Below are 14,041 nucleotides of genomic sequence, written 5' to 3' on the forward strand. Positions count from 1 at the left end.
CCCCCCCCCCCCCCCCCCCACGGCATGCGCTCGACTCCCCTCATTGCAAACCCGCAAGCCGTGCTTGAATGAACCGTCGTTCCGGCAGTTGCTGCGTCAATTCAAGCGCACGCCTGTATGCCGCCCGCGCCTCCTCCACCCGCCCCAACTGCCGGCAGAACTCAGCCCGGGCCGAATGGGCCAGGTGATAGTCAAGCAGCTCGCCCCTGCCGAGTATCCCGTCCACCAGGCGTAACCCCTCCTGCGGCCCATCGCGCTTGGCCAGGGCGGCCGCGCGATTGAGTTCGATCACTGGCGACGGCACGGCGCGCAACAGCACGTCGTAGAGGCCGACGATCTGCGGCCAATCGGTTTCCCGGGCGCTCGGCGCTTCAGCGTGTACGGCAGCAATCGCGGCTTGCAGGCAATACGGTCCGAACCGCCGGGTGTTGAGCGCGGCCTCGACCATCGCACAACCTTCGGCAATCATTGCCTGGTCCCATAGCGACCGGTCCTGCTCATCGAGCAAGACCAGATCGCCGGCCATCGACATTCGTGCAGGCCGCCGCGACTCGTGCAGCAACATCAACGCCAACAGGCCCATCACTTCAGCTTCGGGCAGCAACTCCAGCAGCAGGCGTGCGAGGCGTATGGCTTCGCGGGTCAGGTCATCGCGGGTCAACTCGGCCCCCATCGAGGCTGAATATCCCTCGTTGAACACCAGGTAGATCACCCGCAGCACACTGTCGAGTCGTTCCGGCAGCTCCGTGCGGGACGGCACCTGATAGGGGATCTTCGCGTCACGAATCTTCGCCTTGGCCCGTACGATGCGCTGGGCGATGGCTGCCGGTGCGGCAAGAAACGCACGAGCGATTTCCTCGGTGGTCAGGTCGCAGACTTCCCGCAGCGTCAACGGTACCTGGGCATCAGCCGCCAGGGCCGGGTGGCAGCAGGTGAAAATCAGCCGCAGGCGGTCGTCTTCCACGTCCTCGTCACTCCACTCGGCCTGTTCAAGCTCTTCGAGTTGCGCGATCAGCATCGGCTGGGACGCCGCGAAGCGCGCCCGCCGACGCAGGCTGTCAATCGCCTTGAAACGCCCGGCTGACACCAGCCAGGCCCGCGGATTGTCCGGCACGCCGTCGCGCTGCCAGCGCTCGACCGCGACGAAGAACGCCTCGTGCAAGGCTTCCTCGGCGAGGTCGAAATCCCCCAGCAGGCGAATCAGCGTCGCCAGGATTCGCCGCGAATCCTGGCGATAAACCTGCTCGACCCGCGCCTTGACCGCTTCGGCCGACATCAGCCGGGAAGGCCTTGGGTGACCGGACTGACGGACAACAAAGCAGGTTCACGACTCATGGCAATCATCCTGTTGTGACTGTCGCTCAGGGGTTCAGTTGGCGTATCGGCCGGACTTCGACGCAGCCGACCCGGGCCGCCGGGATGTGCCCGGCGACCTGGATGGCTTCGTTCAAGTCCTTGGCGTCGATCAGGTAGAAGCCCGCCAGTTGCTCCTTGGTCTCAGCGAACGGGCCGTCGGTAATCGACAGTTTGCCGCCCCGCATACGCACCGTGGTGGCGGTCTGCACCGACTCCAGGGCTTCGGCGGCAAGCATGCGGCCGCTGCCCTGGACCGATTCGGCGTAAGCCATGCATTCGGCGTCCTGCGGGCTCTCGGGCGAGTCGTGCAGGACCTGTTCATTGCTGTACACCAGGCATAGATACTTCATGGATAGCTCCGCAATCGGACGGGTCGACAAGGAAGACAGAACGAAACCGTAGCCGATCAGGGCTGCAAGTCGAATATCGCCGTACCCGCCATCGGATCGAACGGTGCCGACCAGTGCTCATGCACGATCTTCCAGTGTCCGGCCGCACGTTTGTAGCAGGCGGTCACGCGCATCCAGCAGGCCTGCTCCTCGCCTTTGTCGTTGGTACCACCGCAATAGGCCAGCCAATGGGCGAACGCGATGTTTTCGGCCGGTGTGATCTGGACCTGATGGAAATCGAACTTGTGCGGACCGGGGCACATTTCCATACAGGCCTCCCAGTGCGCCCGGTAGGCAGTCTTGCCTTTGAATTGCAGGGCCTGGATGGCATCGAACGAAACGATATCGTCGTCGTAGAGCGCCATGACTTTTTCCACATCCTTGGCCATGACGGCCTGGCGATAGGTGTCGATCAACGCTTGGATTTCGGTTTCGGTATTCATGGTGGTTCTCCGCAGTTTTTTGTTAGAGACAGCCTTAGTCGTCTGGAGAAACAGTGAATCGACAGCCAAACAAAAATAATCCAAAGAAAAAATTTCGCTAGAATCGAAGGTCCATTCTGTCGACAAACAACGGACGTTTTCGTGACCGCTCAGCTCGTACCCTATGAAGACCTGACCGCGCTGCAACGGCAACAGGTCGAAGCCATCGAAATCCACCCCGAACAGATCAGGTTTTCCGGCGATATCCATGGTGCGCTGCATACGCTGCTGTCCAGGCCCGCCCCTGGGATAAAGGGTTTTGCGCTGCTGGCCGACGAAGCGCCCGTCGCGTTCCTGCTGCTCAAGCGGCCACCCGTGCTGCCCGCCTGGGCCAACGAACACAGCGCTACCCTGCACGCCTTGCAGGTCGACCGCCGGGCTCAAGGCAAGGGCTACGGCAAGGCCTGCCTGCAAGCGCTACCCACCGTGGCCCGAGCGGCATGGCCGGAAATAAAGGGGCTGGAGCTTTCGGTGGATGCCGATAACGACGCGGCCATCAGCCTGTACACCCGCCTGGGCTGGGTCGACAGCGGCGAGGCCTACAAGGGCCGCATCGGTTATGAGCGGCGGATGGGGTTGGTCTTGAAATAACAGGCTCGCGACGATCAACTGGGCTTGAGCGGTATCCAGATTTCCAGACTGCCTTCCCCCGTCCGCGGGTTGAAGTCTTCGCTGTAGCGCTCGAACTCAGGCTCATCCGCCGCCTGGTGACCGGACTGCGGCAACCATTCCTTCCAGATGTACTGGAAAGTGTCCGGAAGGCTCTTCAATGGCCCTTTGTGCTCGAACACGGCGTAGGGCCCGGGCTGGATTTCGATCCAGCGGTATTGTTCCGGAAGGTCGTCAAGCCGGCTGATCTCCACGCCGGCAATGTATTCAAAACCGCCTGCGCCATCCGGGTTGCAACACACGCCGTAGGTCACTTCGTCTTGCTGCCCTGGCACTTTGCCGAGCCAGGGCAGAAACTTTTCCCAGAGCAGCGGGATGTCCTGGGCGGTGTCCTGGGTAAAACGCGCGCCGAAACCGGCGATGAGCTGAAAGCGTCCTTGCTCGAAGCGCGGCTCGGATGCATTAACGCGTTTTTGCGATTCCATTGCTTCGACACTCCGGAAAACTTCAAGTCGGGTTTGGCAGTATAGAACCCAAACGGTGATTGCCAGGCCGTTTCGCTTGTCAAAGTCCAGGCGGGACGGCCGAGGCGGTTGTCCCGACAAACTCGTTGTAGCCAGAAACGATCACGTAGACGGCGAAATAGCAGAAAATCGCCGCCGATGCCCAGTAGGAATAGCGCAGCAATTTATCCCCCAACAATTTTCCACCCTGGGTTGCCGCCAGGCATAGGCCAGCGCTCCAGAGCAGACCGGCGCAGAGGAATCCGCTCAGAAACAGTGCTGAACTGAGCACCGTGCCGCCCCCTGAGCGGGCGATGAGCGCACCGCCCACCGCCGCGAACCAGAGGATGGCGCTGGGGGATGACATCGCCAGGAAGATCCCGCGAAAAAACTCCTGACGCGGCGAGTTGCCCCTGACCTCGCCGGCCTCGGCCAGCACTGCACTGTGAAAGACCGCCGAATGAATCATCTTCGCGGCGAAATACAGCAACAGCGCCGAACCGCCGATCCACAGCACCCACCGCACCGTTTCGTATTGCAGCAACACGGTCATTCCCGCCAGCGCCAGGACCGCATAGACCAGGTCGCCTACGCAGGTCCCCAGGCCCAGGGCAAAGCCCTGGAAATAGCCGCGCTGCATCGCCAGGGTGATCATCGCGATATTGGCCACGCCGATGTCCAGGCACAAGGAAAGGCTCAGCAGGAAGCCGCTGGAAAATTCCATTATTCATTCCATCACAATTGGGTAAGACAGGTCCGACAAGCCGCTGCGGCCACCGCGGGTGGCGCAGCCAGGGCCACAGTGTCGTCGAAAATAGTTCGGCGCGGCTACTGGACAATCGGCCTTTCGCCCGATTATCTTGCGCCGCAGGCCACCGCAGTGGCCGACGTCGCTCGGACGGTTCCGGGCGCTCACGTATCTCGAGGCAATAATGGCCGAACAAGGTTCGCCGCGCCGCTTTGCGCGCATCGATCGACTCCCCCCGTACGTATTCAATATCACTGCCGAGCTGAAGATGGCTGCGCGTCGGCGCGGCGAAGACATCATCGACTTGAGCATGGGTAACCCCGACGGCGCCACGCCCCCACACATCGTGGAGAAACTGGTCACCGTCGCCCAGCGTGAAGACACCCACGGCTATTCCACATCCAAAGGCATCCCACGCCTGCGCCGCGCCATTTCGCGCTGGTACAAGGACCGCTATGAAGTGGACATCGACCCGGAAAGCGAAGCCATCGTCACCATCGGTTCCAAGGAAGGCCTCGCACACCTGATGCTGGCCACCCTGGACCAGGGCGACACGGTGCTGGTGCCCAACCCCAGCTATCCGATCCACATCTACGGCGCGGTGATCGCCGGCGCCCAGGTGCGTTCGGTGCCGCTGGTGCCTGGCGTGGATTTCTTCGATGAGCTGGAACGGGCCATTCGCGGTTCGATCCCCAAGCCGAAGATGATGATCCTCGGTTTCCCGTCCAACCCGACCGCGCAATGCGTGGAGCTCGACTTCTTCGAGCGGGTCATCGCCCTGGCCAAGCAATACGACGTGCTGGTCATCCACGACCTGGCCTACGCCGACATCGTCTATGACGGCTGGAAAGCCCCGTCGATCATGCAGGTGCCAGGCGCGAAAGACATCGCGGTGGAGTTCTTCACCCTGTCCAAGAGCTACAACATGGCCGGCTGGCGCATCGGTTTCATGGTCGGTAACCCGGAACTGGTCAGCGCCCTGGCGCGGATCAAGAGTTATCACGACTACGGCACCTTCACCCCGCTGCAAGTGGCCGCCATCGCCGCACTCGAAGGCGACCAGCAATGCGTGCGCGACATCGCCGAGCAGTACCGCCAGCGCCGCAACGTACTGGTCAAGGGCCTGCATGAACTGGGCTGGATGGTGGAGAACCCCAAGGCATCGATGTATGTCTGGGCGAAGATTCCCGAGACCTATGCGCACCTGGGCTCACTGGAGTTTGCCAAGAAGCTCCTGGCCGAAGCCAAGGTCTGCGTCTCGCCGGGGGTGGGGTTCGGGGAATATGGGGACGATCATGTGCGCTTTGCGCTGATCGAGAACCAGGACCGGATTCGCCAGGCGGTACGCGGGATCCGCGGGATGTTCCGGGCGGATGGGTTGGTGAGCAAACCTAACGCCTGACACAACACCAACTGTCTGAAGCCAATGTGGGAGCGAGCCTGCTCGCGAAGGCGATGTAACAGTCAACAGAGATGCTGAATGTTATGTCGCTTTCGCGGGCAGGCTCGCTCCCACAGTTGGGCATTGCTTCAGGTTTAGATCACCAGCGACAACAGCAGGATAAAGATCAGCCCCACCACCGACAGGATGGTTTCCATCGCGGTCCAGGTCTTGAAGGTTTCGGCCACGGTCATGTTGAAGTACTGCTTGACCAGCCAGAAGCCCGCATCGTTGACGTGAGACAGGATCAGCGAGCCGGCGCCGGTCGCCAGTACCAGCAGCTCCCGGTTCACCCCTGGCATCATTCCCACCACCGGCACCACGATCCCGGCACCGGTAATGGTCGCCACGGTCGCCGAACCGGTCGCAATCCGGATCACCGCCGCCACCAACCAGGCCAGCAGGATCGGCGAAATCTGCGCGCTCACGGCCATGTGGCCGATCACGTCACCCACGCCGCTGGTCACCAGCATCTGCTTGAAACCACCGCCGGCACCGATGATCAGGATGATCGCCGCCGTCGGCGCCAGGCTCGCGTCCAGCCATTTGAGCATCTGGCTGGAACCGATGCCCTGCTTGTAGCCGAAGGTGTACAGCGACAGCAGCAACGCCAGCAGCAAAGCCGAGATCGGGTGACCGATCATGTCCATCCAGACACGGAACAGGTTGCCGTCCGGCAGCGCCACATCCGCGAAGGTCTTGAGCAGCATCAGGAATACCGGCGACAGCACGGTGATCAGGGTGATACTGAAGCTTGGCAATTCGGCGGCGTTCGTCTCGCGCGCCAGTTGGTCCACCAGCTCCTGATTCGGATGACCGGGGATGTGCTTGGCGATGAACGTACCGAAGATCGGTCCGGCAATGATGGCGGTCGGCAGCGCGACGATCAGGCCATAAAGAATGGTCTTGCCGATGTCAGCGCCAAAGATGCCGATCGCTAGCAGTGGACCCGGGTGCGGTGGCACCAGGCCGTGGACGGCGGAAAGACCGGCCAGCAGCGGGATACCGATCTTGATGATCGACACGCCGGTGCGGCGCGCGACGATGAACACCAGCGGGATCAGCAGCACGAAGCCGATTTCGAAGAACAGCGGGATGCCCACCAGGAACGCGGCGAACATCATGGCCCACTGCACCTTCTCCTTGCCGAAGGCACGGATCAGGGTCTGGGCGATCTGATCGGCCCCGCCCGACTCGGCCATCATTTTGCCGAGCATTGTGCCCAGCGCCAGGATGATGCCGACAAAACCGAGCACGCCACCAAAGCCGTCCTGGAACGCCTTGATGATGGTGCCGGTCGGCATGCCCGACGTCAGGCCGAGAAACGCGGCGGCGATGGTCAGTGCAATGAACGGGTGGAATTTGAACTTGGTGATGAGGACGATGAGTCCGATCACCGTAACCACTGCATCTAGCAGCAGGAACGTCTCGTGGGACATGCCGAACATGGGAGGTGTCTCCTGATTTGTTGTTGTTATTGAAGCAGTTATTTTCAAGCCGTCGGGACAGCGCTATCTTTCTGACGCAAATTGTTCACGCTTCAGCTCGCAAGCTTCAGGCCGTGGGCCAGCCACCAGACGTAAGCCTGGCGGGCCAATTCATCAACGCTGTGGCTGGACGCATCCAGAGCCAGGGTCAGGGGCTCGCCGACAGGAGATTCAAGGGTGGCAAACTGGCTGTCGATCAGGGTCGACGGCATGAAATGGCCCGGGCGATGGGACACGCGATCAGCGGCCACTTCCGGGGTCAGTTCAAGAAATACGAAGCCCAGGCCCGGCAAGGCACTGCGCAGGCGCTCGCGATAACTGTGCTTGAGGGCCGAGCAGGTCAGCACCGGGCGCGCGCCCATGGCGTCGACACGGCGCAACTCGTCGCACAGGCTGTCGAGCCAGCCGGCACGGTCATCGTCGTTCAGGGGGATACCGGCGCTCATCTTCTGGATGTTGGCCGCAGGGTGGAAAGTGTCGCCTTCAATGGCGGTGGCGCCGCTCAGTTGGCACAGGGCCTGGCTGACGCAGGTTTTGCCGCAACCGGCAACGCCCATGATGACCAGGGCGGTGATTGGATTATTCATGTAACACCTCAGCGCGCAGACAGCGCTACCTTTGCCAGTTATGACACCGCAGCAAAAGCAGAAGTTGCCGACGCCTTCTTGTCATTTTTGTGGTTGCAGCATGTACGTCCACGACGCCAGCGGACAGGGGATCAGGCAAACCCTGCTCACGCATTTGCAGCCGCGCCGAGACAGCGCTACCTTAGTACCTTGATTTTTGTTTGGCAAGCCGCCCTGATGACCGCCCCTAAAAACGATAAGAATACTCGCACCACCGGTCGCCCCACGCTCAACGAAGTCGCACGCCTGGCCGGGGTCAGCCCGATCACCGCCTCCCGTGCGCTGCGCGGCGTCAGCACCGTTGCCGTCGAATTGGTGGACAAGGTCCGCCAGGCCGCCGTGGAACTCAACTACGTCGTCAACCCCGCCGCCCGCGCCCTGGCTTCGGCCCAGAGTCATTCGGTGGTGGTGTTGGTGCCGTCGTTGTCCAACCTGTTGTTCATCGACACCTTGGAAGCCATCCATCGGGTCCTGCGGCCCAAGGGTTTCGAAGTGGTGATCGGCAACTATCACTATTCCCGGGACGAGGAAGAAGACCTGTTGCGCAACTACATGGCCTATCAGCCACGGGGTTTGCTGCTGACCGGTTTCGACCGCACCGAAAGCGCCCGGCGGATGATCGAGGCCAGCAACATTCCCTGCGTGTACATGATGGAACTGGACCCGGGCGCCGGCCTCAACTGTGTGGGTTTCTCCCAGCTCAAGGCCGGCGAAACCGCTGCCGAACACCTGGTTTCCCGAGGCCGCAAGCGCCTGGCCTATATCGGCGCGCAACTGGACCAGCGCACGCTGTTGCGCGGCGAAGGTTTCCGGCGCGCATTGCAGGAGGCCGGGCTCTACGACCCGGACCTGGAAATACTCACGCCGCGTCCGTCATCGGTGGGCCTGGGCGGCGAGTTGTTCCTGCAGTTGCTCGCCAGCCACCCGGACGTCGATGCGATCTTCTTCGGCAACGACGACCTGGCCCACGGCGCCCTGCTCGAAGCGTTGCGCAGCGGTATCAGGATCCCCGAGCAGGTTTCGATCCTCGGTTTCAACGACCTGCCCGCCTCGGCACACATGGTGCCGCGCTTGAGCAGCATCAGCACCCCACGGGAAGCCATCGGCCGCCGTGCCGCTGAACAGATGCTCACCTTGATGGCTGGCAACCGCATCGCCCAGCCGGTGGTGGACCTGGGGTTCGAGCTGAAAATTCGCGAAAGCACCTGAGCGGCACCGGCCTGCAAAGCGCCGCGCTGCAGGCCTTGCCAGATAACGTCCAGACCCAGGCCAGCGCCCGAAATCCCGGCGCGTTGTTTGTTCCCCTATAATCGCCCGCCTTCATTGCCTTCAAGCCTGCGCCATGTCCGAACTCCATTACACCCGTCTCGAGGAGCCGCTGTGGCCCTTGATGAACAAGTTTTACCGTACCCACCAATCCTCGATGAAAGCCGTGCGCGACGCGCAACTCTGGGTGGCGCGGCGCGATGAAATCGTCGCGGCCCTGTGCCTGCGACCGGTGTCCGGTGGGCATTGGTTGACGGGGTTGTTCGTCGACCCGGCGTTCCGCGCGCGAGGCATCGCGGCGCGATTGATAGAAGAGGCGGTGAAAGGCGTGGACGAGCCGGTGTGGCTGTTCTGTCATCCAGAGCTGCGCGGCTTCTATGAGCGACGCGGGTTCGGTTTCGACCCACAACTGCCTTATGCGATGGCTGAACGGCTGAGCCGGTATGCGCGGAGCAAGCCGATGATTGCGATGGGATTGGTGCCTGCGCAATCCTGAACAACTACACATCCCATGTGGGAGCGAGCCTGCTCGCGAAGGCGATCTGACTTCAATAGATGATTTGGCTGATACAGCGCATTCGCGAGCAGGCTCGCTCCCACAGTTTCGGCGGGTGCGGTGTTAATCGTCGGCGGTGGGATCCAGCTCCGGAAACATCACCTCGGTGAACCCGAACTTGCTGAAGTCGGTGATGCGCGACGGGTACAAGCGGCCGATCAGGTGATCGCATTCATGCTGGACCACTCGCGCGTGGAAGCCTGAGGCGGTGCGCACGATCGGCTCGCCCTTCGGGTCGAAACCCTCGTAGCGGATGTGCTGGTAGCGATCCACCGCACCGCGCAGGCCCGGCACCGATAGACAGCCCTCGAAGCCCTCCTCCATCAGCGGGCTCAGCGGCGTGATCAGCGGGTTGATCAGGATGGTCTGCGGCACCGCCTCGGCATCGGGGTAACGCTCGCTATGCTCGAAGCCGAAGATCACCAGTTGCAGGTCGACGCCGATCTGCGGCGCCGCCAGGCCGACGCCGCCGACACTTTCCATGGTCTGGAACATGTCGTCGATCAACTGCCACAACTCGACGCTGTCGAACATTTCTGGCGGCACCGGCGGTGCGATGCGCAGCAGGCGTTCGTCGCCCATCTTCAGGATTTCGCGGATCATGGTCGGGCTTCGTCAGCGTGGTTATGAGGGATGGAATGATCGCGCCCGAGGCCCGACACATGCTGTTTCTCGTGCTCGCCGGGGTTCTTTTCGCCCTGGTCCTTGCCTTCGGCGGACATGTGCTCGATCACCGCGTTCATCTCAGCGCCGAGCAACAGTACCGCCGCCGAGATATAGAAGTACAGCAACAGCACGATGATCGCGCCGATACTGCCATACATGGCGTTGTAGTCGGCGAAGGTCTTGACGTAGAACGCGAAGCCCAGGGACGCGATGATCCAGACCACCACCGCCAATACCGAGCCCGGCGTGATGAAGCGAAACTCCTGTTTGACGTCGGGCATCACGTAGTAGATCAGCGCCACCGCCACCATCAGCAAAAACACGATGACCGGCCAGCGCGCGAGCGTCCAGACGGTGACAATGAATTCCTCCAGCCCGATCTGCGAGGCAATCCAGCCCATCACCTGCGGCCCCAGCACCATCAGCGCCGCGGCGGCGAGCAGCATGCCCGCAATGCCGACGGTGTACAGGATCGACAGCGGAAAACGCTTCCAGGCCGGACGCCCTTCGACCACGTCATAAGCGGCATTCATGGCGCTCATCATCAGCCGCACACCGGCCGACGCGGTCCACAACGCAATCACGATACCGACCGACAGCAGGCCACCCTTGGACTGCTGGAGCTGGTCGATCACCGGGTTGACCTGTTCCAGCGCCTGCGGCGGCAGCACCAGTTCCGATTGCAGGCGCAGCCAGGAGAAAAAATCCGGCAGATGCAGGAAACCGATCAGGGCGATCAGGAAAAGAATGAAGGGAAACAGCGAAAACAACATCTGGTAAGCCAGTGCGGAGGCGTACGTCGACATCTCGTCGTCGAGAAACTCGGTCACCGTGCGCATCATCACACGGTGCAGGGGCAAGCCTTTCAAGGCGGGGAACATCATGTGCGTCTCCTTTCGCCGCAAAAAAGGAAGGTCGCCTGGCGACTCATCGGGTTATGCCAAGACAAAGTAACCTGTTGGCGACTTTGGAACAATTTCCCCCGGTGCAAGTTCGAGTCGACATGAAAACGGCCACCCGCAGATGACCGTTCCAATCACGCTTCAGCAGACCGGTTACGCCTCGTCGACGCCTTTCTTGACGGCATCCTTGGCCTTGCCCGCGGTTTGCTGGGCTTCACCCTTTTTCTCCTGGACCACGCCCTCGGCGCGCATGCGGTCGTTATCGGTGGCCTTGCCGACGCCTTGCTTGATGTTGCCGGCGGCTTCGTTGGCAACGCCCTTCACTTTATCGCTCGTGCTACCCATGATGTGTCTCCTGTGACTAACCATAAGAAAAGTCATTACATAAGGGTTGACCGGGGCCGTTTGCGGGGAGTTTCATTTTTTCTGCGGCTGATTTTGTCGGCGACTGCAGGTTGCGCTTTATGTTTGCCGATCAACCCCCGAGAATGCCCCACTTATTCAGGCTGCGACCTGAAGCTCCAATCCCGTAGGAACGTTATGAAACTTGATAAAAAGCAGGCCATCGCCCGCAGAAACCAGGAACTGGGCGGCGCCGTGTTGGGTGTCAACAACTGCCACTTCAGCGAATTGAACCGCAACCGCAACATCTTCTGGTTCGACATTCCGGTGGCCCGCCTGGCCATTGGTCAATACGAATGGATTCACCTGCTGCTGCACACCCCCGCCACCGATGAACTGCTGCACCTGAAAGTGCCGACAGTGTTTCTGCGGGAAAAACTGGAAGGCCTGGAAGTACGCAACCAGGGCAAACGCAAGGCGGCCCTGAGCCTGGAACTGAGTGCCGACAAGGACTCGTACCTGCAAGACATGCGGCCGGGTGGCACCAACCTGGATTTTGCCCAGTTTCGGTTGTAGTCCGATTGCCACAACGGCCGCCCCGCGCGAGGCCATAGCCTTGTAACAAAAAGCCCCGCATCAGCGGGGCTTTTCATTGGCGGCGGGTTTACTTCTTCAGCCCCAGCTTCTTCAGTTCTTCATCGCGCAGCTCGCGCCGCAGGATCTTGCCCACATTGGTGGTCGGCAGTGCGTCGCGGAATTCCACGGACTTGGGGACTTTGTAGCCGGTGACGTTGGCGCGCATGTGCTCCATCACCTGTTCCTTGGTGAGCGTGGCTCCTGGACGCACGACGATGAAAATCTTGATCGCCTCGCCGGACTTCTCGTCCGGTACACCGATCGCCGCGCACTGCAGCACGCCCGGCAGGGTGGCCAGTACGTCTTCCAGTTCGTTGGGGTAAACGTTGAAGCCGGAGATCAGGATCATGTCCTTTTTGCGATCGACGATGCGCATGTAGCCGTCCGGCTGGATCAGCGCAATATCACCGGTCTTGAGCCAGCCTTCACCGTCGAGAATCTCGTCGGTGGCCTCCTGGCGCTGCCAGTAGCCCTTCATCACTTGCGGACCTTTCACACACAATTCGCCGATTTCACCGAGTGGCAATTCGACGCCCGCGTCATTGATGACCTTGCACAGCGTTGATGGCACCGGAATGCCGATGGTGCCGACCTGGATGTGCTGGATCGGATTGACCGTTGCCACCGGGCTGGTCTCGGTCATGCCGTAGCCCTCGCAGATCGGGCAGCCGGTGACCGCCTTCCAGCGCTCGGCCGCTGCCAGTTGCAGGGCCATGCCACCGGACAAGGTCACCTTCAGTGCCGAAAAATCCAGCTTGCGGAAGGCTTCGTTATTGCACAGGGCCACAAATAACGTATTGAGGCCGACAAAACCGCTGAACTTCCACTTCGACAGTTCCTTGACCATCGCCGACAAGTCGCGCGGGTTGCTGATCAGGATGTTGTGGTTGCCGATCAGCATCATCGCCATGCAATGAAAGGTGAACGCATAGATGTGGTACAGCGGCAGCGGCGTGATCAACACTTCGCAGCCTTCATTGAGGTTGGAGCCCATCAATGCCTTGCATTGCAACATGTTCGCCACCAGGTTGCGGTGGGTCAGCATGGCGCCCTTGGCCACGCCAGTGGTGCCGCCGGTGTATTGCAGAACGGCCACGTCATCGCTGGTGGGGTTGGCTTCGTTCACGGGCTGGCCGTGGCCCTTGCTCAGCACGTCGTTGAACTTGATGGCCTTGGGCAGGTGATAGGCCGGGACCATCTTCTTGACGTACTTGATCACACTGTTGATCAGCAGGCGCTTGAGCGGCGGCAACAAGTCGGCGACTTCGGTGACGATGACGTGCTTGACGCTGGTCCTGGGCACCACGTTCTCGGCCAGATGCGCCATGTTGGCCAGGCACACCAACGCCTTGGCGCCGGAGTCGTTGAATTGATGTTCCATCTCCCGCGCGGTGTACAGCGGGTTGGTATTGACCACAATGAGCCCGGCACGGATCGCGCCGAAAACGGCCACCGGATACTGAAGAACGTTGGGCAACTGCACGGCGATTCGATCGCCCGGCTGCAAATCGGTATGCTGTTGCAGGTACGCGGCAAAGGCACCGGACAATTCGTAGAGTTCACCGTAGGTGATCGTCTTGCCGAGGTTGCTGAATGCCGGCTTGTCGGCGAAGCGTTGGCAGGACTGCTTCAACACCGCCTGAATATTCGGATACTCGTCTGGATTGATGTCGGCAGCAATCCCAGCTGGGTACTTATCCTTCCAAAAGTCTTCAATCATGGAAGCCCACTCCTCAGCAACGCGAATTCTTCACCGCATTTGATGCGATTATTATTGGTGTGTGTTTTGTTGGTGAATCTGGCTTGAATCAAGGCCGAGAAGTCACAAAAGCGCGCCGAGAGTAGCAGCTTTGCCGAGGGTCGACTAGAGCCAAAAATGGGCTCTACAGTCACAAATCTGACTCAAGAAAATCCAATGGTCATTTTTAGAGTAAAAATTCTAAGAGCGGAATAATCGACACATAACAACTGTGGGAGCGAGCTTGCTCGCGATAGCGGCGTATCAGCCGACATCTCTGTCACTGATCGACTG

Annotated in this window: 16 protein-coding genes; 5 read left to right on the forward strand and 11 right to left on the reverse strand. The window is 60.8% G+C overall.

All coding sequences use genetic code 11. The features are described 5' to 3' along the window. Positions 1-40 precede the first annotated feature (40 nt). The 3 genes from ACE04F_RS24910 to ACE04F_RS24920 form a co-directional block, all read right to left on the reverse strand. Complete coding sequence (locus tag ACE04F_RS24910; RefSeq protein WP_486110345.1) at positions 41-1,276, reverse strand: RNA polymerase sigma factor; 1,236 nt, start codon at positions 1,274-1,276, stop codon at positions 41-43. 85 nt (positions 1,277-1,361) lie between these two features. After that, a complete protein-coding gene (locus ACE04F_RS24915; RefSeq protein ID WP_486110346.1) occupies positions 1,362-1,706 on the reverse strand; it encodes a YciI family protein in 345 nt (114 codons plus the stop codon). 56 nt (positions 1,707-1,762) lie between these two features. Further along, positions 1,763-2,188 (reverse strand): YybH family protein, encoded by a 426-nt coding sequence (locus ACE04F_RS24920; RefSeq protein ID WP_486110347.1) that lies wholly within the window; start codon positions 2,186-2,188, stop codon positions 1,763-1,765. Positions 2,189-2,329: 141 nt separating this feature from the next. Between ACE04F_RS24920 and ACE04F_RS24925 the strand changes: the two genes are divergently transcribed. Beyond that, entirely contained in the window at positions 2,330-2,818 is a 489-nt protein-coding gene (locus ACE04F_RS24925) for a GNAT family N-acetyltransferase (RefSeq protein ID WP_486110348.1), read from the forward strand. A 14-nt stretch (positions 2,819-2,832) separates the two neighbouring features. On the opposite strand, the gene ACE04F_RS24930 is transcribed toward ACE04F_RS24925, so the two are convergent. Then, positions 2,833-3,321 (reverse strand): GyrI-like domain-containing protein, encoded by a 489-nt coding sequence (locus ACE04F_RS24930; protein ID WP_486110349.1) that lies wholly within the window; start codon positions 3,319-3,321, stop codon positions 2,833-2,835. Between the two features lie 79 nt (positions 3,322-3,400). Continuing rightward, positions 3,401-4,063: a LysE family translocator gene (locus ACE04F_RS24935; protein ID WP_486110350.1), complete on the reverse strand. Its 663-nt coding sequence runs from the start codon at positions 4,061-4,063 to the stop codon at positions 3,401-3,403. A 208-nt stretch (positions 4,064-4,271) separates the two neighbouring features. Here ACE04F_RS24935 and alaC point away from each other — a divergent pair, with 208 nt between their 5' ends. Then, a complete protein-coding gene (alaC, locus tag ACE04F_RS24940; RefSeq protein WP_486110351.1) occupies positions 4,272-5,489 on the forward strand; it encodes an alanine transaminase in 1,218 nt (405 codons plus the stop codon). Between the two features lie 134 nt (positions 5,490-5,623). On the opposite strand, the gene ACE04F_RS24945 is transcribed toward alaC, so the two are convergent. Both ACE04F_RS24945 and ACE04F_RS24950 read right to left on the reverse strand, forming a co-directional pair. Next, a complete protein-coding gene (locus ACE04F_RS24945; RefSeq protein ID WP_305496305.1) occupies positions 5,624-6,976 on the reverse strand; it encodes a GntP family permease in 1,353 nt (450 codons plus the stop codon). A gap of 92 nt (positions 6,977-7,068) precedes the next feature. Continuing rightward, a complete protein-coding gene (locus tag ACE04F_RS24950) occupies positions 7,069-7,602 on the reverse strand; it encodes a gluconokinase (RefSeq protein WP_305496306.1) in 534 nt (177 codons plus the stop codon). A gap of 216 nt (positions 7,603-7,818) precedes the next feature. Here ACE04F_RS24950 and gntR point away from each other — a divergent pair, with 216 nt between their 5' ends. After that, positions 7,819-8,850, forward strand: a complete 1,032-nt coding sequence (gene gntR / locus ACE04F_RS24955; RefSeq protein WP_486110352.1) for an HTH-type transcriptional regulator GntR — start codon at positions 7,819-7,821, stop codon at positions 8,848-8,850. A gap of 133 nt (positions 8,851-8,983) precedes the next feature. Beyond that, positions 8,984-9,403, forward strand: a complete 420-nt coding sequence (locus tag ACE04F_RS24960; protein WP_486110353.1) for a GNAT family N-acetyltransferase — start codon at positions 8,984-8,986, stop codon at positions 9,401-9,403. Positions 9,404-9,526: 123 nt separating this feature from the next. Here the strand turns inward: ACE04F_RS24960 and def are convergent, their stop codons facing one another. From def to ACE04F_RS24975, 3 genes are all read right to left on the reverse strand, one after another. Beyond that, positions 9,527-10,066 carry a peptide deformylase gene (def, locus tag ACE04F_RS24965; protein ID WP_486110354.1) on the reverse strand — a complete coding sequence of 180 codons (540 nt, stop codon included), beginning with the start codon at positions 10,064-10,066 and terminating at the stop codon, positions 9,527-9,529. After that, positions 10,063-11,013 (reverse strand): YihY/virulence factor BrkB family protein, encoded by a 951-nt coding sequence (locus ACE04F_RS24970; protein ID WP_486110355.1) that lies wholly within the window; start codon positions 11,011-11,013, stop codon positions 10,063-10,065. Before ACE04F_RS24970 ends, def begins: the two co-directional genes overlap by 4 nt. A 171-nt stretch (positions 11,014-11,184) precedes the next feature. Next, positions 11,185-11,376: a CsbD family protein gene (locus ACE04F_RS24975; protein ID WP_486110356.1), complete on the reverse strand. Its 192-nt coding sequence runs from the start codon at positions 11,374-11,376 to the stop codon at positions 11,185-11,187. Between the two features lie 195 nt (positions 11,377-11,571). Here ACE04F_RS24975 and ACE04F_RS24980 point away from each other — a divergent pair, with 195 nt between their 5' ends. Next, on the forward strand, positions 11,572-11,949 hold the full coding sequence (locus tag ACE04F_RS24980) for a hypothetical protein (RefSeq protein WP_025212261.1): 378 nt from the start codon (positions 11,572-11,574) through the stop codon (positions 11,947-11,949). 88 nt (positions 11,950-12,037) lie between these two features. Here ACE04F_RS24980 and fadD1 read toward each other — a convergent pair whose 3' ends face one another. Further along, positions 12,038-13,729: a long-chain-fatty-acid--CoA ligase FadD1 gene (gene fadD1 / locus ACE04F_RS24985; RefSeq protein WP_486110357.1), complete on the reverse strand. Its 1,692-nt coding sequence runs from the start codon at positions 13,727-13,729 to the stop codon at positions 12,038-12,040. Between the last annotated feature and the right edge of the window lie 312 nt (positions 13,730-14,041).

The sequence above is a fragment of the Pseudomonas sp. AGC41 genome (assembly GCF_057334555.1).